The sequence below is a fragment of the Pseudoalteromonas sp. NZS127 genome (assembly GCF_015864805.1).
GTDB lineage: Bacteria > Pseudomonadota > Gammaproteobacteria > Enterobacterales > Alteromonadaceae > Pseudoalteromonas > Pseudoalteromonas nigrifaciens.
The window spans coordinates 280,189-305,441 of the sequence record NZ_JADYWN010000003.1 but is presented as its reverse complement, the minus strand read 5'-3'; the positions used below and the strand labels follow the sequence as shown (position 1 = coordinate 305,441).

The 25,253-nt window shown below is 37.6% G+C and carries 27 protein-coding genes; 13 read left to right on the top strand and 14 right to left on the bottom strand.

Annotated elements, in window-relative coordinates; translation table 11 throughout:
- Position 1 precedes the first annotated feature (1 nt).
- Positions 2-1,405: a copper-containing nitrite reductase gene (nirK, locus tag I6E78_RS04910; RefSeq protein ID WP_011328157.1), complete on the bottom strand. Its 1,404-nt coding sequence runs from the start codon at positions 1,403-1,405 to the stop codon at positions 2-4.
- 260 nt (positions 1,406-1,665) lie between these two features.
- Here nirK and I6E78_RS04905 point away from each other — a divergent pair, with 260 nt between their 5' ends.
- From I6E78_RS04905 to I6E78_RS04895, 4 genes are all read left to right on the top strand, one after another.
- Complete coding sequence (locus I6E78_RS04905; protein WP_197182067.1) at positions 1,666-2,139, top strand: hypothetical protein; 474 nt, start codon at positions 1,666-1,668, stop codon at positions 2,137-2,139.
- Positions 2,140-2,338: 199 nt separating this feature from the next.
- Positions 2,339-2,845, top strand: coding sequence for a hypothetical protein (locus I6E78_RS04900; RefSeq protein ID WP_197182066.1), 507 nt, complete (start codon positions 2,339-2,341; stop codon positions 2,843-2,845).
- A gap of 175 nt (positions 2,846-3,020) precedes the next feature.
- The gene (locus I6E78_RS18835) at positions 3,021-3,146 is read left to right on the top strand and encodes a hypothetical protein (protein WP_255319073.1); all 126 of its coding nucleotides are present in this window, start codon (positions 3,021-3,023) and stop codon (positions 3,144-3,146) included.
- 349 nt (positions 3,147-3,495) lie between these two features.
- A complete protein-coding gene (locus I6E78_RS04895; RefSeq protein ID WP_179807063.1) occupies positions 3,496-4,050 on the top strand; it encodes a cytochrome b in 555 nt (184 codons plus the stop codon).
- A 49-nt stretch (positions 4,051-4,099) separates the two neighbouring features.
- Here I6E78_RS04895 and I6E78_RS18830 read toward each other — a convergent pair whose 3' ends face one another.
- The 3 genes from I6E78_RS18830 to I6E78_RS04885 form a co-directional block, all read right to left on the bottom strand.
- Positions 4,100-4,582 carry a YeeE/YedE thiosulfate transporter family protein gene (locus I6E78_RS18830; RefSeq protein ID WP_269435614.1) on the bottom strand — a complete coding sequence of 161 codons (483 nt, stop codon included), beginning with the start codon at positions 4,580-4,582 and terminating at the stop codon, positions 4,100-4,102.
- 14 nt (positions 4,583-4,596) lie between these two features.
- On the bottom strand, positions 4,597-5,343 hold the full coding sequence (locus I6E78_RS18825) for a YeeE/YedE thiosulfate transporter family protein (RefSeq protein ID WP_331459138.1): 747 nt from the start codon (positions 5,341-5,343) through the stop codon (positions 4,597-4,599).
- 270 nt (positions 5,344-5,613) lie between these two features.
- Positions 5,614-6,273 carry an SCO family protein gene (locus tag I6E78_RS04885; RefSeq protein ID WP_197182065.1) on the bottom strand — a complete coding sequence of 220 codons (660 nt, stop codon included), beginning with the start codon at positions 6,271-6,273 and terminating at the stop codon, positions 5,614-5,616.
- A 413-nt stretch (positions 6,274-6,686) separates the two neighbouring features.
- Between I6E78_RS04885 and I6E78_RS04880 the strand changes: the two genes are divergently transcribed.
- Positions 6,687-6,977 carry a TM2 domain-containing protein gene (locus tag I6E78_RS04880; RefSeq protein WP_331459141.1) on the top strand — a complete coding sequence of 97 codons (291 nt, stop codon included), beginning with the start codon at positions 6,687-6,689 and terminating at the stop codon, positions 6,975-6,977.
- 120 nt (positions 6,978-7,097) lie between these two features.
- On the opposite strand, the gene I6E78_RS04875 is transcribed toward I6E78_RS04880, so the two are convergent.
- Positions 7,098-8,615 (bottom strand): leucyl aminopeptidase, encoded by a 1,518-nt coding sequence (locus I6E78_RS04875; protein ID WP_197182064.1) that lies wholly within the window; start codon positions 8,613-8,615, stop codon positions 7,098-7,100.
- 214 nt (positions 8,616-8,829) lie between these two features.
- On the opposite strand from I6E78_RS04875, the gene I6E78_RS04870 reads away from it, so the two are divergent.
- Both I6E78_RS04870 and I6E78_RS04865 read left to right on the top strand, forming a co-directional pair.
- Positions 8,830-10,644 (top strand): protein kinase domain-containing protein, encoded by a 1,815-nt coding sequence (locus I6E78_RS04870; protein ID WP_192531921.1) that lies wholly within the window; start codon positions 8,830-8,832, stop codon positions 10,642-10,644.
- 61 nt (positions 10,645-10,705) lie between these two features.
- Positions 10,706-11,149 carry a DUF3859 domain-containing protein gene (locus tag I6E78_RS04865; protein WP_011328166.1) on the top strand — a complete coding sequence of 148 codons (444 nt, stop codon included), beginning with the start codon at positions 10,706-10,708 and terminating at the stop codon, positions 11,147-11,149.
- 103 nt (positions 11,150-11,252) lie between these two features.
- Here the strand turns inward: I6E78_RS04865 and I6E78_RS04860 are convergent, their stop codons facing one another.
- The 3 genes from I6E78_RS04860 to acuR form a co-directional block, all read right to left on the bottom strand.
- Positions 11,253-11,669, bottom strand: a complete 417-nt coding sequence (locus I6E78_RS04860; RefSeq protein WP_011328167.1) for a VF530 family DNA-binding protein — start codon at positions 11,667-11,669, stop codon at positions 11,253-11,255.
- A gap of 72 nt (positions 11,670-11,741) precedes the next feature.
- On the bottom strand, positions 11,742-12,734 hold the full coding sequence (gene acuI / locus I6E78_RS04855; RefSeq protein WP_179807057.1) for an acrylyl-CoA reductase (NADPH): 993 nt from the start codon (positions 12,732-12,734) through the stop codon (positions 11,742-11,744).
- A gap of 48 nt (positions 12,735-12,782) precedes the next feature.
- Positions 12,783-13,418, bottom strand: a complete 636-nt coding sequence (gene acuR / locus I6E78_RS04850) for an acrylate utilization transcriptional regulator AcuR (RefSeq protein ID WP_197107938.1) — start codon at positions 13,416-13,418, stop codon at positions 12,783-12,785.
- Between the two features lie 386 nt (positions 13,419-13,804).
- Here acuR and rmf point away from each other — a divergent pair, with 386 nt between their 5' ends.
- The gene (gene rmf, locus I6E78_RS04845; protein ID WP_011328170.1) at positions 13,805-13,975 is read left to right on the top strand and encodes a ribosome modulation factor; all 171 of its coding nucleotides are present in this window, start codon (positions 13,805-13,807) and stop codon (positions 13,973-13,975) included.
- 76 nt (positions 13,976-14,051) lie between these two features.
- On the opposite strand, the gene fabA is transcribed toward rmf, so the two are convergent.
- Positions 14,052-14,567 carry a bifunctional 3-hydroxydecanoyl-ACP dehydratase/trans-2-decenoyl-ACP isomerase gene (fabA, locus tag I6E78_RS04840; RefSeq protein ID WP_011328171.1) on the bottom strand — a complete coding sequence of 172 codons (516 nt, stop codon included), beginning with the start codon at positions 14,565-14,567 and terminating at the stop codon, positions 14,052-14,054.
- Between the two features lie 203 nt (positions 14,568-14,770).
- On the opposite strand from fabA, the gene I6E78_RS04835 reads away from it, so the two are divergent.
- The 3 genes from I6E78_RS04835 to I6E78_RS04825 are packed head-to-tail and all read left to right on the top strand — an operon-like array spanning position 14,771 to position 16,879.
- Entirely contained in the window at positions 14,771-15,628 is an 858-nt protein-coding gene (locus tag I6E78_RS04835) for a 6-carboxytetrahydropterin synthase (protein ID WP_179807056.1), read from the top strand.
- Complete coding sequence (locus I6E78_RS04830) at positions 15,621-16,439, top strand: M23 family metallopeptidase (RefSeq protein WP_182676700.1); 819 nt, start codon at positions 15,621-15,623, stop codon at positions 16,437-16,439. The genes I6E78_RS04835 and I6E78_RS04830 overlap by 8 nt, the downstream gene beginning before the upstream one ends.
- Positions 16,440-16,444: 5 nt before the next feature.
- Complete coding sequence (locus I6E78_RS04825; RefSeq protein WP_011328175.1) at positions 16,445-16,879, top strand: acyl-CoA thioesterase; 435 nt, start codon at positions 16,445-16,447, stop codon at positions 16,877-16,879.
- Between the two features lie 197 nt (positions 16,880-17,076).
- On the opposite strand, the gene I6E78_RS04820 is transcribed toward I6E78_RS04825, so the two are convergent.
- From I6E78_RS04820 to I6E78_RS04800, 5 genes are read right to left on the bottom strand one after another with little or no spacing between them, the layout of a single operon-like run.
- Positions 17,077-18,399, bottom strand: coding sequence for a Na+/H+ antiporter family protein (locus I6E78_RS04820; RefSeq protein ID WP_041454421.1), 1,323 nt, complete (start codon positions 18,397-18,399; stop codon positions 17,077-17,079).
- Positions 18,396-20,378, bottom strand: a complete 1,983-nt coding sequence (locus I6E78_RS04815; protein ID WP_182676698.1) for a transglutaminase TgpA family protein — start codon at positions 20,376-20,378, stop codon at positions 18,396-18,398. Before I6E78_RS04815 ends, I6E78_RS04820 begins: the two co-directional genes overlap by 4 nt.
- Complete coding sequence (locus I6E78_RS04810; RefSeq protein ID WP_182676695.1) at positions 20,375-21,364, bottom strand: DUF58 domain-containing protein; 990 nt, start codon at positions 21,362-21,364, stop codon at positions 20,375-20,377. Before I6E78_RS04810 ends, I6E78_RS04815 begins: the two co-directional genes overlap by 4 nt.
- Positions 21,365-21,369: 5 nt before the next feature.
- A complete protein-coding gene (locus I6E78_RS04805) occupies positions 21,370-22,275 on the bottom strand; it encodes an AAA family ATPase (protein WP_182676693.1) in 906 nt (301 codons plus the stop codon).
- Between the two features lie 13 nt (positions 22,276-22,288).
- The gene (locus tag I6E78_RS04800; protein WP_086994129.1) at positions 22,289-22,672 is read right to left on the bottom strand and encodes a response regulator; all 384 of its coding nucleotides are present in this window, start codon (positions 22,670-22,672) and stop codon (positions 22,289-22,291) included.
- A 425-nt stretch (positions 22,673-23,097) separates the two neighbouring features.
- On the opposite strand from I6E78_RS04800, the gene I6E78_RS04795 reads away from it, so the two are divergent.
- Both I6E78_RS04795 and I6E78_RS04790 read left to right on the top strand, forming a co-directional pair.
- Entirely contained in the window at positions 23,098-23,841 is a 744-nt protein-coding gene (locus tag I6E78_RS04795; RefSeq protein WP_182676691.1) for a hypothetical protein, read from the top strand.
- 237 nt (positions 23,842-24,078) lie between these two features.
- The gene (locus I6E78_RS04790) at positions 24,079-25,038 is read left to right on the top strand and encodes a sugar-binding transcriptional regulator (RefSeq protein WP_182676689.1); all 960 of its coding nucleotides are present in this window, start codon (positions 24,079-24,081) and stop codon (positions 25,036-25,038) included.
- Positions 25,039-25,253 lie beyond the last annotated feature (215 nt).

The window sequence follows — 25,253 nt, the reverse complement described above, 5'->3', positions numbered from 1 at the left end:
GTTACTTGCGCTGCTTAGCAACTTGTTCAGCAGAGACTTTTCCGCCGGCGTTATCCCAGTTATTTAGTACAAAGGTAATAACATTGGCAATATCTTCGTCATTTAGGTTCATTGCTGGCATTACGCCGTTGTAGTTAACGTTATTAACTTTAATCGGACCCGATAAGCCTTTAATAATCGCATTAACACCTAAAAGTGGGTTGTTGTTCAAATAATCAGACTTTGCTAAAGGCGGGAATGCTCCGGGAATACCTTCGCCATTAGCTTGATGGCAAGCCATACAGTTAGCTTCATAAACACGTTGGCCGAATCGTATTTGTTCATCTTTATTGTTGGCTGTTATTTTAGTAAAAGTATTGTCTAACGACTGTATTGCTGAGCCTTCTGGTAAATATACGTTTTCAGCTGTTTTGCCTGTAAAAATAGAATGGTCGTCAGGACCTTCTACTTTTAGCATTGCGAGTGCACCTTTGTTAAATGCTCTAAAAATAGAATGATCAACCAAAATAAAGGTGCCTGGTACTTCTACTTTAAATTCCACAATGGCAGCGCCGCCAGCGGGGATCAATGTGGTTTGTACGTTGTGATTTTTTAAACTGCCGCCTTCTACATAAACGGTATCAAAAATTTCGCCTATTACATGAAAAGAAGAAACCAAGTTAGGGCCACCATTACCAATATATAATCGAACTGTTTCACCTACTTTAGCGGTTAAAGAGTTTTCATCTGTGGTACTGCCTACTGAGCCATTAAATACTACGTAGTCGGCATCTTCATCTATTGCTTTTGCCATATCAAAAGGTTGCAGGCCAGCTTCACCAAATTCACCTTTAGTATAAAAATCCCCTTGTACTAAATAATACTCTCGGTCTACGGGCGCAAGGCCTTCTTTTGGTTCAACTAAAATTAAGCCATACATGCCATTGGCTATGTGCATACCAACAGGAGCCGTGGCGCAATGATAAATATAAAGCCCAGGATTAAGTGCTTTAAAATTAAATGTTGAGGTGTGTCCTGGGGCCGTAAATGACGATTCCGCGCCACCACCTGGGCCTGTTACCGCATGTAAGTCAATATTGTGCGGCATTTTTGAGCTAGGGTGATTTGAGAGGTTAAACTCAATTTCATCACCTTCTCTAACTCGAATAAAACTCCCTGGTACGGTTTCACCAAATGACCAAAATACATATTCAACGCCATCGGCAATTCGCCCTACTTGTTCTCTTGTTTCTAGGTTGATAACTACTTTTGCACTGTGATCTCTATTAATGGCGGGCGGCACCATAGGAGGAGGCGTTAGTATTGCTTGTTCAGTTTTTAAATTACTGGCAGCAAGTAGGTTACCACTAAATAAAATAGCTATTAGAGGGAGCCATAGGGTGTGCTTATTAGGTTGTATTTTCATTTTATATTTTCCATTATAAATGACGATTAACTTAGTATTGCGCTTAAGTGCAAAAATGACTTGATACAGATCAATTAACTGCCGATGAGCAAAAGTTTAGTACTGATCAACAATGTTAACGAGTTTGATTTTAAATCTATTGTTTGTTTTTATTGAGGTATAGCTTTTTATGAGTGAGTTAACGATTTATTGTTGTAAGCATGCTGTTAACTTTCTTTGGAAACTATATAATTAAATTTATATCAATAAGGATGATGATGATGACAAATAAAGTAGAGGTTTCGGCCAAAAGTGGAATGCATTTTAAGTTTTACAGTGATGACGTAGAAGTTACTTATTACTGCTCGCCCGTATCGGGAAAAGAAGTTGTAAAAGTTAACGGTGAGATAGTTAGCGAAGCACAAAACTTTAAGTTTAGCTCTACTCATCAGTTTGAAATAAATGGCAACCCGGCCAAAATTAGGCTAAAAGCCCACGGTTTAACTAAAAACGTGACACTTTGTGAGTTTTTTGTGGCTGATGAATTAGTTAAAGCTTATAAACTTACTTACGGTACCAAAGGTAAAGTTCCGCTTATGGCTCAGCTTGTTATTAGTGTTATTGCCGCTGCAGTGGGTTGGTTTTTTGCAGCACAGTTTTTATCATCTTGGTTAGCTTTTGCAATAATGATAGCGCTTTTAGGATTAGCAGTGTTTAAATTTGAAAAGCCAAGCAGGGAATGCGAAGAGGTTTAGTAACACCTCTATAAAACTTTAAATTACCTACCTTATATCCCGTATTTTTAACACTGCAGCGAGCCCTAGTTGCAGTAATTTTATTTAACTAATAAAGTTAACAAAATTTATTGCTCATTTACCTATTCGAGTAGTAGTATAGCCGACCTTTTTAGCTCAGTAACTGAGCTAAATACTACTATGAAAATTTAGGTTATTAATGAAGTTATGTATTGTCGGTTTTTTATTTGCGTTTAGTGCCTGTTTTAGTTCCCTTGCTTTAGCGCAAACTACGCAAGAGTATAGTGCTGTGCAAAATGTTTCAGCAGATGCGGCGGGTCATATAAAAGTTGAGACGTTAACTAACATTGAACCTAATAACAGCTACGACTGGCACATTCATTCCTACTGGGAAAACCGCTATGTTACTGAAGGGCGTGATAACTTAGCAAATAAAGGGATTACCTCAGTATCTACAGAGCTAAATTATGAAAATTTCATAATTATTCCTTGGTTTGCTAAAGGCATTAATACCGATTATTCAGAAGTGAATTTAAATATAATATACGCAACGGTATTATCAAAAAACCTTGAGCTATTAAGTGGGTATAGTGCAATTGCCTCGCGCGAAGAAAGCAGTAATGCTTACGATAATGAGGTTAGCCTTGAGCTTATTTACTCTTTTGCACAGCAGGTTCAGCTTATAAGTAGTTTATTATTCTTTTGATGCTCAAGGTGCTTTTTTAGATGTTGCGCTAAATAAACAGTATCAATTAACGCCCGTATTACAGCTTGATTTTAAAACCAGTGTTGGCTTTAATTCGGGGTATGTTGCCGATGGGCATAATGGTGCTAATCATGTGCAATTTAGTGCGAATTTATCTTACTCAGTAATAAAAAACATGCAGTTATACGCATATAGCAACTACAGTTTTGCTATTAATAAAGATTCTAACCGCTATGCCGACGATGAATTATTACAAGATGTATTTTGGGCGGGGCTTGGTTTAAGTTATCAATACAGATAGCGCCTATAAATATAAGTTAAATAGTCATTGTGCTAGATCATTAAAAGCTTACTTTAAACACTGTAAAAGTTTTAAACGCGCTAAACTTCTTAAGTAACCTGAGCTCCGGATAATAAACTTATCTCAAGCAGCTGTTTTCAGCGCTAACTGCGTTGAATTTACTTGCAATAGGCCAGCTATTGACGCGTAAATTCGCCTTGTTTTCACTGAAAACCTCTGGCTAGAGAAAATAAAATTAAATATAACGATGATTCAATATGTTAGTAAATCTCTTAACCAGAGTTCAGGTTAAGTACGGTGTGCTTGAGAAGTAAAGAGCGCATTTATTTCTTAGATTTTTAGAGGTTTTATGGCTATAAAAAACACATCTACCCATTACAATAAACTCTCAATAATCCTGCACTGGCTAATGTTATTAGTATTAATTGCTGTGTATGCCTCTATTGAACTACGGGTTTTATTTGATAAGGGCACAGAAACTCGCGATTTATTTAAAATGTGGCATTTTATGCTGGGGTTATCAGTTTTATTACTTGTTACTATTCGGCTATTTATTCGTTTAAAAAGTGGTTCTAAACCATTAATAACGCCCAGTCCAGCAAAATGGCAAACCATGGCAGCTAGTATTACGCACATTGCACTTTATGCTTTTATGTTTGCAATGCCTTTGGCAGGTTGGTTTATGCTGAGTTTATTTGATGCGCCAATCCCTTTTTATGGTTTTGAATTACCCGCATTAGCGGCAAAAAACACTGATCTGGCAAAACAAATTAAATACCTACACGAAACAACGGGCGTACTTGGTTATTACTTAATTGCATTACATGCCAGCGCAGCACTTCTGCATCATTATATTATTAAAGACAATACACTTAAACGTATACTGTTTAAAAATAACGGTTAGTAAAAGTGCCGACTTATAATTTAAGTCGGTATTTTAATTATAAAAGGTATTATTTAATAACAGCATGTTGCAGCTTATTACCCAGTATTCCACCAAGCAGTAAAAAAATTAGGTAAATCCAACCTGACAATGAAAAGTTAGCGATAGGGGTAAATAATGCACCTACATTGCAGCCATTGGCAAAACGCGTACCAAACCCCATTAGTAGCCCGCCAAGTGCAAATAAAGCAAACTGTTTAGCTGAGTGGTTTATTTTAAATGAAAACGAAAATTTACCCATAAGCAGCACGGCTATTAATGTGCCTAACATTATTGCAAAGTTTTGTACCGAAATAGCATGATCAAAAAAGCCTGTAGTAAACATTACTTCGGGTCTTAGAGTAAAGTTTGCAATATCGTTTGCGCTTATGCCAAGTAGCATTACAAGCTTACCAAAGCATATGCCAAAAGGGGTAGAAGCGCCCCAGCCCGAACCAGTTGACGCCATCATTACACCAAATATAATTGCAATTACTAAAGCAGAAGTGCGCATTTCCCACATGTTTCCTATCCAGCGTTTATATGTGTGGGTGCTAAAAAATGTAAATTGTTGTGTACTAACTGGTTTTGTCGGGCTATTTCACCGTCAACCCCTAAATAAGATCCACTTTTTTGTCGGTAGTTCTCATATTTTTTAGCCAGCACTACAACAATTAAAGCAAAAGCAATCGTAACTAAAATAGCAATAAAGTAGCCATTTAATGGCCCCCAACTAAACAAATCGGGCAGGTAAACACCTTGTTCAGCATAACTACTTGTAGAGATTACACTTTGCGTTATCCAGCTTTGCGTTGCTTGTAGCGGAAAGCCAAAAAACACACCTGCTCCAAAAAATACCAATGTTGTTAGTGCGCGTGCTACATCGCTTACCATTTCTACCATCATGCTGGTAGCACAGCAGCTCGACAAGCTCATACCGGCACCAAACATTACGCCACCAATAATCAGGCCCAAATTAATAGGGTTAACCCATAAGTTATAACTTGTTGAATCTGTATTTACTAATAAGCCAGCATTTATAATGGCAGTAATAACAAACATAAACATAAGAGTTTGCAATAGCTGTGTTGAGCCACGTCGGTATGCGCGATTAATGCTGCCAGCAAAACCAATTGAACCTTTCGCTAAGGCAAAACCCAAAGCTAAGCCTAACAGTAGACGTAAAAACAGTGATGATGTTTCGAGAAATAGTGCCCCTAACAAAATAGATAAAATAGCAATAGCGCTACCTAGTATGGCTTGTTTTTTATTCACGTAAGTACCCAATAATTAATAATACAAAGCTGAAGTGTAAGTGAAGTGCGGATTATTCTATTGTGCTGCAAATAAGCCCAACGCTACTATATATACGTCATTAATGCTCTATGTTGTAAGCGAATGATGTAATTGATTAAAAAATATATGAGAGATTTGAAGTGGACTTAGGTAGGAAAGTATTTAAAGTAAATATTTATAAAGTAATATAAAACGCTCTATTTGCTAATAAAGTGTTTTATATTTGTGTTTTTAGTAATAGTGAGTAGCTTAAAAGTTGGCAAGCTCCTTAGCAGTGAAAGTTGCATTACTAATTACACCCGTTTTTTGAAACTTGATTCTGCCTTGCTGATCAAGCACCGTCATTATATTAGAGTGCTCTACCTCGCTATTCCCTATATTTTGATACTTAATGTTTAATGCTGCAGCTAAGCTGCGCACATCATCGGCTGAGCCTGTTAATAAGCTCCAATTATGTGCACTTAGTTTTCTGCTTTGGGCAAAGCTTTGTAATACCGTCGGGGTGTCTGTATCAGGGGTAAGCGAGACTAATATAAATCCAACATTGTTTTTTTCTTCATCACTAAGCTTATTTTCAATAGCTTGCATGGTCGACACAATAGTAGGGCAGGTATGCGCACAATGTGTGTAAATAAGGCTCACTATTTGCTTTTTACCACTAAAGCTACTTAATAAACGCTCGTGGCCATCTTGATCTAACCACGTATTATTTAATTGGTATATCGAGTTTTGAGGAATGTTTTGAGCTGGAGCCTGTTTGCTATCTTTAGATGAAGCTTGAGCATAGGCTTGTAAGTAAGCCTGTGTGTAGGTTTGTGAGAAGCCTAGTGAGTAAGCGGCTGAGCTGGTTAATAATGCCGTAACAGTACACATTTTAACAAATAGTGTTATCGATTTAAATTTTATCATTTTGATACTCCATTAAAAAACCACAATTAACTTAGTGCTGCGCTATTAAGCAAAAAGGGTTTATGCAGAACAACTAACTAAATGTAAATTTTGTTAACATTATTTAGTGTTGATTATTGATACTATCGAGTTTTACTAGCTGCACATCGTTTATTTGCACTATATAAATCATGTATAAGCACCCAAATGTAAAATAGTTGTTTTATTTTTGTTGGGTGTGGTTTGCCTATTGTGCTAAGTTTTTAGCTGTTAAATATTTTCAAGTATCTAAAAATTAAACTAATAATTTATATACTGACATTTACTTAACTACGCTATGAAGCATATTTATAAACAATGGAGAGTTATTAATGAGTGATGCAGCAACATTAAAAAGTGCAGACGAAAAGTTTTGTTCGGACTGTTGAGGCGTAATTAGTTTAAAAGCAGAAATTTGTCCTAAATGTGGGGTAAGACAAACAGCGCAACCTAATTCATTAGGTGGTACTGCGCCCAATGGTAAGAGTAAAATAGCTGCAGCATTGCTTGCGGTATTTTTGGGTGGCTTTGGTGTTCATAAGTTTTACTTAGGGCAAATTGGCTTAGGCTTTATTTATCTGTTGTTCTTTTGGACAGCTATTCCGGCGATCATTGCATTTGTAGAGTTTATTATTTTATTAACCATGAGCGATGAAGCGTTTAATAATAAATATGGTTACGACTAAAACGTGTTTGACCTTCTAGGTTAAAGGTTATATTGCTTTAACTAACAATAAAAAACGCCAAAAGCATATATGTGCTTTTGGCGTTTTGTGTTTTAGCTAGTAAAGCTAACTAATGTATATTTAATTACTTAGTAGCCATTCACTCAATAAACGCACGCCAAATCCGGTACCGCCAGCAGATACTTCGTCTTTGCCTTTTTTAGCTAATGCATTGCCGGCTATGTCAATGTGTACCCAGCGAGTGTCACCGGCAAAATGCTCTAAAAAGCTTGCTGCAGTAGTTGCACCAGGGCCGCTGGAGCCAACATTGGTTAAATCAGCAATATCCGACTTTAAAGCATCTTTATACCCTAAAGGTAGGCGCCATAAGTTTTCGTTAACCTGTTTACCGGCTAAGGTTAATTGCGTTACTAATTTATCATCTTGTGAAAATACTGCAGCGTATTCATTGCCAACAGCACCTACTTTAGAGCCAGTTAATGTGGCTACATCAATCATTATTTCAGGATTAAAGTGCTTACGCGCATACCACATTGAATCGCTAAGTACCAAGCGGCCCTCTGCGTCGGTATTAAGTATTTCTACACTTAAACCTTCAGCGGTACGTACTACGTCGCCCGGTGCTACAGCAAATTGCGACACCATGTTAGCGGCCATACCCATCACTGCAACTACGTTTTTATCTGCTTTAGCAAGTGCCATTGCTTTTACAGTACCCAGTACCGCTGCTGCACCTGCCATGTCTGATTTCATTCGTGCAATAGATGCACCTGTTTTAATGCTGTAGCCGCCAGAGTCAAATGTAATACCTTTACCTATTAGGGCAATAGGTACGTCGTTAGACCCTTTATAATGAGCAACTACAAGGCGAGCGCCTTGTTCGCTACCACGGCCAACAGCTTCAAGCGCTCCCATACCTAGCTCTTTTAATTGTGCAGGCTCAAGTACGCTAATAGTAACGCCAAGAGACTCTAACTCTTTAGCTGCATTGGCAAAGTCGACCGGGGTCATGTGGGTAGCAACTTCAGAAGTTAAGTCGCGGGCCAAAAACACCCCAGCTTGAATGCTTTGTAGCAACTTATATGTTTTTTGTGTTTGCTTAGTGTTAGCAACATCAAATGTGTAACTAATAGTTTCTGTGCTGGCTTTTTGCTTATATTTTTCAAAGCGGTGGTCGCGTAAATTAGCACCGTGAGCAAAGTTAGCTGCTAACTCGGCATTATTATTTAAGCCGGTTACGTCATCAAATATTACACTTGCGGTTGTTACTTTATTACCGAGTAAGCGAGCATGTATATTGCCACCTAATTTTGTAATACGGGCTTTATCTAGTTCTTTTTGTTTACCCGTACCTACCACTAATATACGATCATATTTACTGTTTTGTGGTGCTATAAGTTCGGCAACACTGGCGTAATCGCCTTTAAAGTTTTCAATGTCTATTACGCGCTCTAAATGCTGTTTAAACTCTTTATTAAGTGCTTTAAATTGTTTGTTTTTTCCATCTTGGCTATAAAATACGACTAATGTTTGTGCATCTTTGTTTATGTTTGATGAGAAAGTAAACTCAGCTGCGTGCGTACTCATACCAGCACAAAGCGCTATAGCTAAAGAAGAGGCTTTAATTATGTTTGTCATTGTTTGACCCAAAAGAATATAAAGCCCTGTTTTACCTTATTTTAGCCCAATAGGTTAAGCCCTATACGTTGAATGCGCAATTTCTAGCGATATGTAGCCTTAAAATTTAAACGAGCGCTATTACTTGAGATAAAACTTTAAATAAAATAGAGTATTACACAGCTAAAAGGGTTATTAATTTAAGCCGTTACACTTCCTTAATTGAGAAAATACAGTGCAAGCCAAAGAAATTCGTAACTTTTATATTAACGAAGAGCAATCTGTTTATTTGCTCTCACACCACGATGCTAAAAAGCATAGACAGTGGCTTAATATATGTATTAAAAAACTTACCTTACTTGGTTACGAAAATGTAGAAATGATTGGTTCAGGCGCTTTTGGTTTTGTATTTGCGGGACACGACGATACCGGCTTACCTTGGGTATTTAAGTTTTCGCGTATTACACTAGCGCAAAGTATACGCGACCGCCTAGAAGACGAAGCTTACATGCTATCGCAAATTAACAATCCACTTGTACCTGAATTTTATGCATTTGAACGAATTAAAAAACAAGGCATTTTAATGATGGCTCGCGCCATGGGCGAAGACCTTGAAAAAGTATCGTTGAAAAAAGGCCGAATTGGCGCTGCAAAAATTATGACGCTGGCAGTGCGACTCAGAAACGTGCTGCTCGATCTGCGCAATCATAATACGGGTATAACGGCGCAGCCTATTGTGCATGGCGACATTAAACCTTCAAACTTAGTATGGGACGAAGCCAGTGATGCACTATCGTTAGTGGATTGGGGAAGCTCGGTATACGCGCAAATAGATAGTGACGGTAACCCCATTGCCAGTAATTTTATGGATTTAATGTCGGCAGACCTAAGCACTACTAACGCACGTATGGGCGATGTTTACTTTATTGGTGAAGCACAAATGTCGGGAGAGCAATCATCTCCACGCTTTGATGAGCAAGGCGTAGCGGCAACCTTGTACGCACTTGCTTCTGCACAGTCTTGTCGGTTTGGAGTAGACGTTATTCCTGCCAGCAGTTTAGGGCTACCAATAGAGCTGGCTAAAGTAATTGACGGTATGCTCTCTAAAAACAAACAAGTGAGAGATAGCGCAGGTGATTACTTTATGCGTAACATTACTAGTATGGCGAAAGCGTACCTACCTGAGTTACCTAAAAAAGTAGTTAAAGCCGCGATTCCGTTTTGGTTTAGTTATGACGAAGAGCCCGAAACCGTTGTATACAGTTCACGAAAGCAGTTTTTACGCCAAGCCGATCATAAACAGCAATTGCTTGATGTAAACGATGCCCAATTAGATCGTTACTACAAAGAGTTTTTGTTTGATACCGGAGATACCGAAAAAGCATTTTTAGCTTCAATTAGTCGTTTAGCAAAGTATCCTGCCGTAGGCGGATTAAGCTTTCATTGGAAAGATGAGTCACTGTTTGTTGAATCATCGCTAATTTTGTATAACGAAACGTTAGCCGCTGCATTTACCGATGCGGTAAATAACACCGTAATGCTGGCACAAGCAATTAGCCAAAAAGGGCTGTTTAAATGTTGTTTGTTTGACGCACGTAAAACCATTCAGCTAGAGCGCGATAGAACCGGCGCCTTTAAGTTTGAAAGTTTACCAGAACTTGATTTTGAAACGGTGAATGTAAATGCCAGTGATGTTACCCGGCCACATTCTTACTTTGAAGATGGTAAAGATCCCGACGAGCAACTACAACTGCCAAAAAAAGTAATTAAATGTGTGTTTGAGCTAAATCAAATACACCACACTGGCTGCATTATTTTTGAAGCGCTGCCCGATAGGCTCAAAATACATCATTACTACCGGTTGCTCGATGCCAGTAAAGAGGATGAGTTTAGGCGGCTGCTTAATAAGTTGATGCAATACGCAGTGAATATTACCGACGTAGGGGTAGCCGGTTTTATGAAGTTACCTTACAAAAATACTCGTGAGTTTAGTTTGTGCGAGCAGCAGGGCAATCATTACTATCCTAAAAACCCAAAAGTGACACTTTAAATATGGCAAATTTACACACTCTGCTGGCATACAATAAACGTTAAATATAAAGTTAGGTGATATGGCTAAATTAAAACCGATAATTACGCTGCAAAGCTACGGTATTTACTCAACATGGGATAACGAGAGTAAAGCATTGCCGCAAATAGAGCAATTTACTACCGAGGTCATCGCTACTCTTGATGTTGAATTTGGTTTGATCATAAATATTAAAAAAGCCAAAGGCGAAAAATTACATTACAGCATTTATCATCCTAATATACCCGATGATGAAGGCGACATAATGCCTCCTTTTTCCGGAGTGGTGTATGTTAAAGACAGCGACTGGCATTTTTATTTAGGTGATACTTTATGGCCACCAATTAATAATAAACTTGGTAATTGGCGCATGACCATAGAGTACAATGGCAAACTTATAGCGGATAAAACATTTAATGTAGCACTGCCTACAGAGCGCTCGGCTGTAGAGTTTTGGCAAGATAGGGGATACAAGCCTCTAAAGTAAAGTTTATATCTTTGTTGCTGTTAACTTATAGGGTATGAGTAAAAAGGCGTAATAAAAAAGCCGGCAATGCCAGCTTTAATAATGAGTGGTTTAACCTTGTGCTTTAGTTGCCCCAAGGATTAGTTGAGCTAACACGCTGTTTACGGGTACGCGCACGTTGCTTAGTCTCTTTTTTCTCCATAATACGCTTTGCATCAGTAAAGCTTAACTCACACGGCTCACCAGGTTTATGATCAGCAGGGATCACGCGATCACGCGGTGGCAGTTCGTATTGCACATCATCAGGACGTGGTAAGTTTTTAAGGCGATACAAATAAAAGTTATCTACTTTTTCTTGTGCCCACTGTGTTTTACGTAAAAATTTAACCGCCGATTTAATATCAGGATTATTTTTAAAGCAATTTAGCTGTAAATAAGCGTATAGGAGTTCCCACCCATATTGTTCAACCAGCTCTTCAACCACTTGTTCTAATTTTACGCCTTGCAGTGGGTTATTACTGAAAAGTTCTTGGTTGCTCATAGGTGTTGCCTCGTTATTAAAATACAAAGTGTATTATAAATTTAATAACGAGGCTTTAACAGTGTAAAAAGCTTAACTTTGGCAATTAACTACAACACGGCCGCGAATTTTACCTTTCATAAGCTGCTCGGCGTTATCAATTACTTGTTCAAGCGTTATTTCGGTCGATATTTTATCAAGGTAATCAGCTGCTACTAAAGATGCTAAACGATCCCATGCTTCAATTCGGTCGGCTTTTGGGCGCATTACGCTATCAATGCCTATTAATCGAATGCCACGTAATATAAATGGTGCTACAGAGCTAGGTAAATCCATACCTTGTGCAAGCCCACATGCGGTTACAACACCTCCATATTTTAACGAGGCGCAAATATTAGCTAAAGTATGGCTACCTACTGAGTCTATAGCTGCGGCAAAACGCTCTTTTTGTAGCGGCTTACCTGGGTTTGAAAGCTCATCACGATTAATTACATTTGCTGCTCCTAGCTCTTTTAAATAATCACTTTGCTCCATTCGTCCAGTAGCTGCGGTTACATTGTAGCCAAGCTGATTTAGTAAATATATTGCAAAACTACCTACGCCACCATTGGCACCGGTTACCAGCACTTCGCCTGAATCGGGTGTTATGCCTTGTTTTTCGAGTGCAATTACACTGAGCATAGCGGTGTAACCCGCAGTGCCAACTTGCATAGCTTGTTTAGGTGAAATGCCAGCAGGCAAGGGGATTAACCAATCGCTATTAAGTGCTGCTTTTTGAGCAAGCCCACCCCAGTGTTTTTCGCCTACACCAAACCCATTTAAAATTACCTTATCGCCACTTTTAAATTCATCGCTGGTGGAGTGGCTCACAGTGCCTACTAAATCTATACCCGGCACCATAGGAAAACTGCGTACCACAGGCCCTTTTCCGGTTATTGCTAAGCCATCTTTATAATTTAAAGTGCTGTATAGCACATCAATAGTGACATTTTCATTCGGCAGGTCACTATTCTTAATGCTGCTTAAAGAGGCGCTGTAGTTATTATCATCTTTATTAATAACAATGGCTTTAATTGGGTTACTCATGGGATATCCTTTTAGACCGATCGTCTTTTAATTGGTAAAAAAAACGCATTAGGTTAGTAATGCGCGTAAAAACATTTCTGTATACAAAGTAAGTGGAGTATTAGACTTAGTGAGCTTGGCACGCATAACCGCACCCTCCCAACCAATCCAAAAGTACTCACTCATTAATGGGGTGTTTACACTGTTGGCAATTGTACCTTGCTGCTTTGCTTGATTTAAACACACCTCTACCAAGTTTTGCCAGCTAGTATAACTTTGCAATAAGCGGGTTTGGAATTCGTCACTTAAGTGATTCAGTTCTTGATTTAAATTGCCTACTAAACAGCCACGCTTATAATCGTACTTCTTCATACCTTTAATGGCACTTTGGGTAAAGTTGACTATTCGCTCCAGCGGGGGCACGTCACTTTGTTGTAAATAATGATTAAGTTTGGCAATAAAATAACTGTCGTAAGCATCAACAAGGGCAATACCGTACGCTTCTTTACTTTTAAAGTAATGATAAAAAGAGCCTTTAGGTACGGCTGCTTTTTTTAATATGGTATCGAGGCCAGTTGCGCTAAAACCAAACTCGGTTAGTGTTTCTAGGCCTGTGCGAATAAGTAACGCTTTGGTATCGGCGTTTTCTCTGGCTACTTTGGGTGGGCGGCCACGCCTTACTGGAGTTGGTGTGTTTTTGTTCATACAACATATTAGACCGATCGACTTTAAATAATCAAGCATTAATTGTGTTGTTTATTAAATAAGCTAAAGAAAATTTAAAATAATTAAAAAACAGACTAAATTAATTTGGAACTAAGGCTAAATTAGCCGGTCACAATATATACACAACAGTGTAATAAAACGATTTTTTAATCGTGTTTTTAAGTTAGATTAAACTGGTCAATACAGTGCAAGTACGACCACTTACTTTTTAAAAAGCTAATTCATCATTGCATCAGCAGCTTAGTTAAAGTCAAACTAATTAATTGCTTTTATAATTTGAATTAACCTTTTTTATTAGCTATTCATTACATGTAGATTTCACTAATGCTACAAAATATATAAATACAAAGGTGAGGATATTACCGATGAAGAGACAAAAAAGAGATCGTTTAGAGAGAGCACATTCTCAAGGATTTAAAGCAGGTTTAGCAGGTCGCTCTAAAGAGCATTGTCCCTATCAACAAGTTGATCCAAAATCAGAATGGTTAGGTGGTTGGCGCGAAGCAATAGATAATCGTAATATTTATAAAACATAGTATATAACTGAATTTAAGCAAAAATGCCTCCAAGTGGAGGCATTTTTGTATGTGTATTTTAATTATTAACAGTTAATTAAAATGCACTGGTATCTTGAAATAGACCCACTTTTAAATCTTTCGCTTCGTAGATTACACGGCCATCTACTTCTACCGTGCCATCGGCAACACCCATAAATAATTTGCGTTTAATTACGCGTTTCATTACTAGGCGGTAGGTTACTTTTTTAGCGGTTGGTAAAATTTGGCCGGTAAATTTAACTTCACCCACACCTAGCGCACGGCCAAGACCTGGACCGCCAGACCAACCTAAGTAAAATCCAACTAACTGCCACATAGCGTCTAAACCTAAGCAACCGGGCATTACAGGGTCACCTTTAAAATGGCAGTCGAAAAACCATAAGCTAGGGTCAATATCTAGCTCAGCAACAATTTCGCCTTTACCATGTATTCCGCCATCGGCAGTAATAGAGGTAATGCGGTCCATCATTAACATATTGTCGCTTGGTAAACGGCAGTTACCTTCACCAAACATTTTACCTTCACCACATAGGATCAAGTCTTCTTTTGTATAGCTATTTTTAGGTTCCATAACACTTATCTTCGCTTATAAATTGCCAACTACTTTAGCGTACACTTGTACGCTGAACAACTCGGATCAGTTAAAAAAGCTAAATTTAGCAGGTTTTTTAATCAATCGATTGGTGTAATTGATTTTAGCCTGATTAAACCGCGCAATTACAATCATAAATCATTATAATTACCGCTGACTTTTAACCTGTTTAAAGGAAATTTATGATCCTTTTTGTTAACTCACTAACAGTGATAGATTTTTCTTACTTGTGTAATAAACGCGGCGCAGTTGGCGAGAGCTGGATTGTTGATTTAACTTTGCATGGCAAACTAAACGATGAGTCTATGGTATTAGACTTTGGCTTAGTTAAAAAGCAAATTAAAGGCATTATAGATGAGTGTATTGATCATCGTTTAGCTGTACCTAATAATCTAAATGGCGTGGTTAGCGAATTTAGCGACCATAAAACATTAGATTGTACATTTGGTGATAACCACCATTTGGCGATGAGTGCTCCACATCAAGCTTATTGTATGATTAACGCAGATGAAGTAACTATTGCATCGGTTACAGATTTTTTAATAGCGACTATTTTGCCACAACTGCCAGATAATATAGAAAAAATTGAGCTGTCATTGAAGCCAGAGCATAATCAAAGCTATTATTACCATTACAGCCATGGCCTTAAAAAGCATGATGGTAATTGCCAACGTATTATTCATGGGCATCGTTCTCAAATTGGTATTAGTTTAGATGGTATTTCTATGCCTCGCCTGCAAAAAGAATGGTCACAAAAGTGGCAAGACATTTATCTAGCCACCGCTGAGGATCAAATTAAGGCAGACGAGTTACAACACGTTAGCGCAAAAGCTGGCGATGTATGTTTTGCATATACTTCAGCGCAAGGCTATTTTGAAATGGCTATTAGCGAATCGCGTTGCGATATTCTACCTAGCGATACCACGGTTGAATGCATTGCAGAATACTTAGCGGGTCAGGTAAAAGCACAATATCCTGAAAAAGCGGTAAAAATAACGGCCTACGAAGGAGTAGGCAAAGGGTCTATTAGCCATGCTTAAAACATTATTAGCAGCCGTGTTAATTTCCTCTACTAGCTTAAGTGCAATGGCACTTGAGCTAAAAGGGCAATTAACTCAAGGCGGTTTAGTAACCGGTAATATTAGCAACGCGCAGTCGGTTAGCTTTAACGACAAAACACTTAAGCTTTCGAGTAAGGGGGATTTTGTATTTGGCTTTGGCCGCGATGCACCAACAAATCACACACTTAAATGGGTTGATAAAGCTGGTGTTGAGCACAGTGAAAGCCTAGTAATTACAAAGCGCGACTATCAAATTGATAAAATTACCGGCGTTGCTAAAAAATATGTATCGCCGGCTAAAGAACTCAGCGCACGTATAAGTAAAGAGGCTGCTGCGATTAGAGCTGCGCGCCAGGTTAATTCTGACCTATTGTACTTTTTAGATCCTGTGCTAAAACCTGCACAAGGGCGTATATCTGGGGTGTATGGTAGCCAACGTTATTTTAATGGCGAGCCACGCAGACCACATTTTGGCTTAGATATAGCCAATAAAACGGGGACACCTGTGTATGCACCTATAAGTGGTACAGTGGTGTTTTCGCAGCCGGATATTTATTATTCAGGTGGCACACTTATTTTAGACCATGGCCACGGCGTTACCTCTACTTATATTCATTTAAGTAAGCTTGATGTAAAGCTGGGCGATAAAATTGAGCAAGGTAGTAAAATAGCTGAGATAGGTGCAACAGGGCGGGTAACAGGCCCACATTTAGATTGGCGTTTTAACTGGCAAGGTGAACGCCTTGATCCGGCCTTATTAATGCAAAACAAATTAGCTAATAAAAAGTAGATACTATGACACAAGTAGAGCGCGATGCTATTATCGCGCAACGTATTAAAGATTCCACCACATCGGTAACTAAAACAGTGTTTCCGGGGCGAACTAATCACCACAACACTTTATTTGGTGGCGACGCTTTAGCTTGGATGGACGAGGTTGCTTTTATAGCGGCAACGCGTTTTTGCCGTAAGCCTTTAGTTACCATTTCATCAGATCGAGTAGACTTTAAAGAAGCTATTCCTGCAGGTACTTTTGCTGAACTTATAGCAAAGGTGGTGCATGTAGGTAATACCAGTTTAAAAGTTGATGTCGATATACTTCTAGAAACTATGCATAATGACAACAAGCATTCTGCTATTAGTGGCAGCTTTACCTTTGTTGCAGTAAATGATGATCACCGACCAACGCCTGTTGTTTGCGATAAAATGATTTATGGTTTTGACAAGTAAACATTAGAATAAAGTATTTTAATGTTATTAAAAATAAGCACTTTAAGTAGTGCTTATTTAAATACCACTAAAGAACACATCATACTAATTAATTGCAAAAGATATAGCTAAACAGCAGAGTCAATTTTAATAAAATTATCAAGGTGGGAGGTCGATAACCTAATCTATTATTAGGTTATCGTTTTACATTACTTAGGTTAAAGCACCATGGCGGCTATCCAGCCAAATATTAATAACGGTATATTAAAGTGAATAAAGGTAGGCACTACTGAATCCCAAATGTGGTCGTGCTGGCCATCAGCATTTAGCCCGGAAGTTGGCCCAAGTGTAGAGTCAGAAGCGGGGGAGCCTGCATCACCTAACGCACCGGCCGTACCCACTAAAGCAGCAGTGGCCATAACCGAAAAGCCCAGCTCTAAACATAAAGGAACAAATAAAGTAGCTATAATTGGTACGGTTGAAAATGAGCTACCTATACCCATGGTAATAAACAATCCAACTAATAAAATAACCGCTGCCGCAATGGGTTTATTCCCAGCAAATAACTCAGCGCCACTGTGTACTAAACTAGCCACATGACCTGTAGCTTGCATAACAGCTGCAAATCCTTGAGCAGAAATCATTATAAAACCAATCATTGCCATCATAGCGACGCCTTTACTAAATACGTCGCCATTATCTTCCCATTTAACGATACCGAAAACGCTAAAAATCATTACACCCACTAAGCCGCCTAAAATCATTGAACCGCTAGCGTTTTGCGCAATAAGTGAAGCAAGTACAGCAAACAGGCCAACTAACATTACCTTTTTTGGGTTTTCTACCGTGGTTTCTTTACTTTCTATGGTAAGCGGTAGCGCTGCGTAGTCGCGACGTTTTCTGTAACTAAAAAATATTGCAATTAATAAACCTGCAAACATGCCCAAAGCCGGAATTATCATTGCCATAGGAACTTGGGTATTTATTATTTCTAAACCGTTATCCACTAAATTTTTATGGAGTATTGAATATAAGTAAATACCACCAAAGCCATACGGTAGTACCATATAAGAAGTAGCTAAACCAAAAGTTAATATACAAGCTATTGCACGTCTATCCAGCCTAAGTTTATTAAAAATTACCAGCAGCGGTGGAATAAGAATAGGAATAAAGGCGATATGAACCGGCACTAAGTTTTGCGATGAAATGGCGCAGATCATTATTATAAATAAAATAAAATAACTGAGCAGGGTTTCACTGCCACTTTTTTGTGCATTAACTTTAGCTAATAATTTTGCGGCTAAAATACGTGTTAAACCTGATTTAGAAATAGCCACTGCAAAAGCACCTAACATGGCATAACTTAGTGCTATTTCAGCACCTGCCGACAATCCCGAATTAAAGGCGTCTATACTTTCTTTTAAGCCCAAACCAGCGGTTAAACCAGCAACAAGGGCACTTATTATCATTGCAACAATAACATTTACGCGGACCAAGGTAAGCCCAAGCATTAATAAAACGCCTATAACAACCGCATTCATAGATTTCTCTGTTTCGTAGATTTAATTAATTTTATCAGATATTTTGCCTGAGTTTTACGTTCTTTATTAAATGGTTTTTTAGCATAACGTACTTGGTTAAATAACTGACTAAACTCGAGTAATTGTTGCTCAACATGCGGCGCTTGCGATGCTAAGTGTTGTAATTGTTGAGTAGGCGTTAAATGATCGGCTATCTTAAGTTTACGTTTTTTAGCCCAATTTATAAGTTGTTCAAACTCTTTAACCATAGGAGCTAATTTAGTAGCGGGCTTAGGCCAATTTAAATAAACAAAATAACTAACAAAAGTTAGCCCTAAAATAACAATTACAGCCAGCGGTACCAGCCAAATATTTTTGCTGCCAAAAATAGACTTTAAAAAGTCGTTTTGTTTTTCATCATCAAAACCAAGTACCCAGCTAGACCACCTATAATCTAAGTTTTCTAGCTCTAGCCTTAGCCAATTAATAGCTGCAAAGTTACTTAAACTAACTAAACCAAAGTCGAGATTGCTTTTAAACTCATTATTTAACTCAGTATTTTGTGAAAGCGATCCTGTAAGCCTATCGGGAGCAACCACCGCTGTGGCATCAAATATTTGCCAGCCTTCATTATCTAAATACACTTCTACCCATGCATGTGCATCATATTGGCGAACAGATAAAGTATTATTATCTGTATTAAGCTCACCACCTAAATAGCCACTGACAACTCTTGCCGGTATACCCGCACTTCTAAAAATATAAGCTGCGGCACTGGCATAGTGGCCACAAAACCCACGTTGTTGCTCAAACATAAACTGATCAATAGTATTGTTGCCGCTCATTGGCGTCGGGTTAAGCGTATAACTAAATTTTTCGTCTATAAAGTACTGTAGTAATGCATTGTAAAAATCACGGTCGCTGGTTAAGTTTTGTTTTAAATTATAGGCAAGGGCACTTGCTTTGTTATTGTCGTTATTTACTAAGTGTTTGTAGTGTTTAGTTTGCCACTGTAATAAAGGAGCATTTGTTAGTGCAGAGCTACTTGCTGTGTATTGCACACTTTTAGCTTGGTAATTTTTTTTACGCAGTAAGCCCAGTGAGTCACTCTCTACGTTATCGTTATTACTGGTTGCAAAGTTGAGCCCATATAACCACTTTTGACTCGAGGGCTCGGCAATAATCGAATAGTCGTATTTTGTTAAACTACTAACTTGTTGCGTTTTAGTTTGAGTTACGCTGTTATGCTTTAATAAATTGGAAGTGAGCCACGCATTTCCGTTAAACTCATCGTGTACTAAGGCACGCCAATACAGGGGAGCTTTAGGTGCTAGATCATTAAATTTAGCTCTAAAAACCAGTTCATCTGAATTAGATAACTTGGCAATATCAAACGGATCTATTTGCTCAGACAAACCAGTTTTAGCTAACTTTGGCCCAGGTAGTTGCCAAAATGCCGGCATTTTTGGTAAAAATATTAATAAAAATACCGCCAGTGGTAATGCCAATAATAGTAATTTACCGCTTTGTTTAGATGCGACTTTTAAATTATGTTTTGATTCTAACAAGCCCAGTACGGCAAAATTTAAAATGTACAAACTACTCACTACTAAAGTAGTTAAAATACTTTGGTTAAATAAATAAACCGCCGAAAGCGAAAAAAATGTCAGCGTAGTTATTACATGATAATGCTTTTTAGTTTTCGCCTGTAACAACTTAAATAAGCTTGAAAGCAACAACATAGCCACAAATAAAATAACCGTGTCGCTAAATCCCACACTAAAAAGCATTAACCCTAAAGCAAGTGCTGCTAAAGCGTTAGCCAACCAGGCATTAGGTTTAGTTTTATTACTTATGGTTACATAAAAGTTCCACGCACAAAGTAGCGCTAGTACACTAATAAATACAATTGGTAAGTGAGCAATAAAAAACACGACTAAGCAGCTGTATATAAAACACAGTGAATAATTTATTACTTTTATGTTTTTTATTGCCGTCACTTTGTATAACCATTAAATGTACTAAGTGATTCTAAACAAAGTGTTTTATGTTGCACACCTAGGTTGGTAGCTATTATTTTACTTGGTAGTTTTAGCATAAAGGGGGTGTTATTCTCTGTTGCTTCACATACTAAAAAGCACAGCTGGTTTAAGCGTTGCTCGGTATCGCCATGCATTAAATCAAAATCAAATAATGCATCAGCAGCTTTAAAATCAACAAACTCTTTAACTAATAACTGCTGTGTTTTAGCAAAATGTTTCCAAGAAATTCTTTGCAATCCCATTTCAGGCAAGTGCGGTATTAATGTTTCAAACTCTTCACTACCGAGTTGTTTGGCAATACCGTTTTCGGCTTGCTCGGCTAGACTATTTATCTGAGCGTCACTAAACACCTTTTCAAGTGAAGGGTAAATATAAACACTTGATTGTAGTTGAATGTAGCTCCAAACAGTGATCAAGCCAAAGGGATAATTACTGGCAATTTTTATTCGCTGTAGTGAGTAACATCCGCGTTTGTTATAGGGTAGTGGTAAGCTTAGCGTTTGGGCTGCATTGGTTATTTCATCATGATTAATTTGCGTTTGTTGATCGCCTTGATAAATTAGCATCACAGATTGGCAAATCGAGGGGCTTTGTACAGCAAACTGAACTTGTGGATTTTGTGGTGCAAAGCTCGAAAGTGAATTTTTAAAAGTAACAGTTAAGCCTTTTGCATTGCTGTAACCCAGTAGTACAGCAATAATCATTACCACAAACATTAAATAAGCCATGATCAAAATTAAGTTGTTTTGATAGTTAATCCCCATCACAAAATTTAAAATAGCTACACTAATAAAGTAGCAGCCAAGGGCTGATGGAAAAACATAAATAGTTTTGTGTTCAAGTGTAATTGACTGTTTTAAATGTTTATTTTTTAATAATTTATTAAATATGGCACGTTTAAATGACTTAAATAAAGCAGGGCGCTTAGCTTTTTTATTTGGCATAAATGCTATACCGGAACCATAACAGCTTTTAATATTTGCATAACTTGCGCTTCGCCCGACTCATTGTGTAACCCTAAACGGTGCTGACAAACACTGGCAAAAACTGCTTGCACATCTTCAGGCATAACATAGTCACGACCGTCAATATAAGCCCATGATTTAGCAGCTTTTGCTAATGCCATGCTAGCGCGTGGCGATAACGATGCAGCAAAATTATTACTTTCGCGTGTATAATTTACCAATTCAATAATATAATCAATTACAGGATTACTTAGTATAATATTGCTAATTTCAGTTTGAATTTGAGCTAATTGTTGCTCAGTAATACGTTGTGGTAGCTGGGTGTAGTCACGCTTTTGCATATTTAGTAACAGCCTTTTTTCGGCTTCTTTTGGCGGAAAACCAAGGCTAATACGCATTAAAAAACGATCTAGCTGCGACTCAGGTAAAGGGTAAGTACCTGATTGATGTAATGGATTTTGTGTAGCAATAACAAAAAATGGGGTAGGAAGAGAATACTTTTTACCATCAACAGTAACTTGTTGTTCTTCCATTGCCTCAAGTAAGGCGCTTTGTGTTTTAGGTCCCGCTCTGTTTATTTCGTCTGCTAAAACAACTTGGCTAAAAATAGGCCCTTTATGAAAGCTAAAACTGTGTTCATTACTATTAAATACATTAGTACCTAATATGTCGGCTGGGAGTAAGTCGCTGGTAAATTGTATCCGTTGATACGACAAGCCTAAAACGGCTGCTAAGGCATGCGATAACGTTGTTTTACCCATGCCAGGTAAATCTTCAATTAGTAAATGGCCTTCACTAAATAAGCAGGTGAGCGCGAGCTTTATTTGTTGTTTTTTACCAAAAATAACATTAGATAAATCATCGATAATTGCACTAACAGAACTTTGCATACTAACCTTATTATTATTCAATGAGCTCTAAACGCTTCATTACTGTATCTACTTTTTGTACATTAAACGGTTTTGCTATAACCCCTTTAGCACCAAGTTCCCACGTATTTTCTACATTTTCGAAACTGTTATGGCCAAAGCAAATAACAACATGAATATGCGGATAGCAATTATTTATATAAGTTAAAATATCACTACCTTCAGAGTCAGGTATTTCGACATCTAAAAATATAACCTTTGGGGACTTTTCGCTAAGCAGCGGTTTTGCACAATCAAAATCTTCACACTCAAGAATATCTTCATAACCAAGATCCGTTAAAATTTGGTTTAGATAGTCGCGACTGTTTTTTGTATCATCAATGATTAAAATAGGTTCTAGTGGGTGCACAAATTCCATATGTTGTTACTTCTATTGTTAATACCATTTGAGTACTTTCAATACTAAGCTAACCACCTCATAAGCTCAAGATAGTAACTAAAAAACAGTCATTAATAACTGATTTAAATAATTTTTGCTACTTTGTCGTTTTATTAAATAACCTCCGCGCATTACTTATCCTTTAATATTGTAAAAATTTACGTTGCAAGTGATTTACGTTTAATTAATAAAAAACAAATTAACAATTATGGTGTTTTAACCTACTGATATAATTGACTTATTATTGCAAGGTAACGCATTGTGAATTTTTTGTTATTTAAATAGTTGACGTACGAACTTCTTGCTGGGATTATGACCACAAGAAGGGCTTATGCCCATACTGTAATTTAGCACTATATAACTCAAGCCAAACGCAGAGCTTATACAACCAAAGAAGCATATTTATGAAAGCTAAACATGTATTAACACTAACGGCAGCAATAGCGACTTATAGTAGCCAGGTACACAGCAACGATTTTAATTTAGGGTTAGAATTTAAAACAAATCACTTATGGCATGGCTCAATTGTAACGCCAGGCCCAATGGTTGCTGGTGAATTAACTTATAAAACGGCGGATAATAAAATCACCTTAGGTTTATGGGGTGGGACCTCTTTTGATGGTGAGTATCAGGAGTTTACTTATTTTGCTTCTTATAAGTTTTCAGAGCAGCTGTTCATTGAAATTGTTAATCATGGTAACCACTCGTCGATTAATGATGTAGATATTTTTGACTATTCAAGCGATCCGGATAAAACCGGAAACTTTATTGATGTCGGTCTTGGTTACACCTTTGAGGGCGAAATGCCATTATCACTTTACTACTCAGTAATAGTTCAAGGGATAGATACCTATTTAGATGAAAGTTCAGGAAAAAACAAACAAGCTTACACTAACTATCTCGAAGCTAGCATGCCCGTGTGGAAGGGTAATGAATTAGATGAGCAAGTCTCTGTATTTATTGGTGGTGCTTTTTCTTTTTTAGATCAGCAAAACTTTTATGATGATAACGCTAATATAGTTAACTTAGGTTTTACTTACTCCAAGAGCTTACAAATACTAGAGTATAATTTTCCTATATCGGCAACAGCTATGTGGAACCCCGCGCAAAATAAAGGTGCATTACAGGTCGCATTTACGTTTTTATAATTTTTATAGCTGTGGCCATAACTTGCACTTAGCTGTAATAGAAAAAATATGTTGTGAGCAATTAGAAAGCGTTAACTTGATTTCTATTAGTGCAATAACATGAAAATTCGACACTTTTATTAAATGAATGGTATATTTAGAGGGCTAATAACAATTAAATAATTCGTTCAATTAACAAAAATATTTTGCTGTTAATCAATTTTAATAGTCTTTTTATTTTGATTTTAAGAGGTTTCAGTGGCCAAGCTATCTAATACAGAAATTAGAAAACTCGATGACGCAGCAAGAGCAGGGTGGTTGTATTATGTTGCAGGTAAAACACAAGACGAAATAGCTAAAAAGCTTAATACCTCACGCCAATCGGCACAAAGAATGGTAGCGCTATCTGTTAGCCAAGGATTAATAAAAGTAAGACTCGATCATCCTATTGCTAAATGTATGGATTTGGCTGAACAAATTAAAACACGTTTTGGTTTGCTCTCTTGTGATGTAGTCCCTAGTGATCCGTCAGAACCTTCATCTACATTAGGTTTGGCACAAGCTGGTGCGGCTGAAATAGAACGCCATTTAAAATCACCACAACCAAAAGTTATCGCAATGGGAACTGGGCGAGTTTTACGCGCATGCGTAGATGAGCTGCGAACACAAGATTGCCAACAACATAAAATAGTTGCCATGTTAGGCAATATGGCATTAGACGGATCGGCATCGCCATACGATGTAGTAGTAAGAATGGCGGAACATATAAATGCTAAATATTACCCAATGCCGTTACCTGTTTTGCCACGCACCATTGAGGAAAAGCTGCAACTGCATTCACAGCAGAATGTTGCTAGTAATTTAAAATTAGCCACGAATGCAGATGTTACATTTGTAGGCGTTGGTAATTTAGGATTAAATTCGCCACTTCATAAAGACGGTTTTGTAAGCCTTGACGAACTCCAAGAGTTACAACAGCAAGGTGCTGTAGGAGAAATGATAAGCTGGGTGTTTGATAAGAATGGTAAGTTATTAGATTGTAATGTTAATCAGCGAGTAGCAAGTACGCCATTAAAAGTTAATTCAGATAAACAAATTTTTGCCATAGCTGCCGGAGAAGAAAAAGTATTAGCCATTTTAGGTGCGCTAAGATCTAAAATGATTAGTGGGCTTATTACTAACGAATACACGGCCGAGCGTTTACTAAGTATTGAGTAACTTATATTTTAAATGGAATCCTGAAATATAATATTCCATGCATTAGATTACATACATTAGAAAATATTAATTAAATTTAAATGTACCAAACTGAGAATAACTAACTTAGATAAAAACCTCTTTAATGTCCGATACCGTCTATTATATATAGTAATTAATTAAGTGTATATTGTGTATTTAAGTGGTTAATTAATCGATGAATTTGACTTTAACAG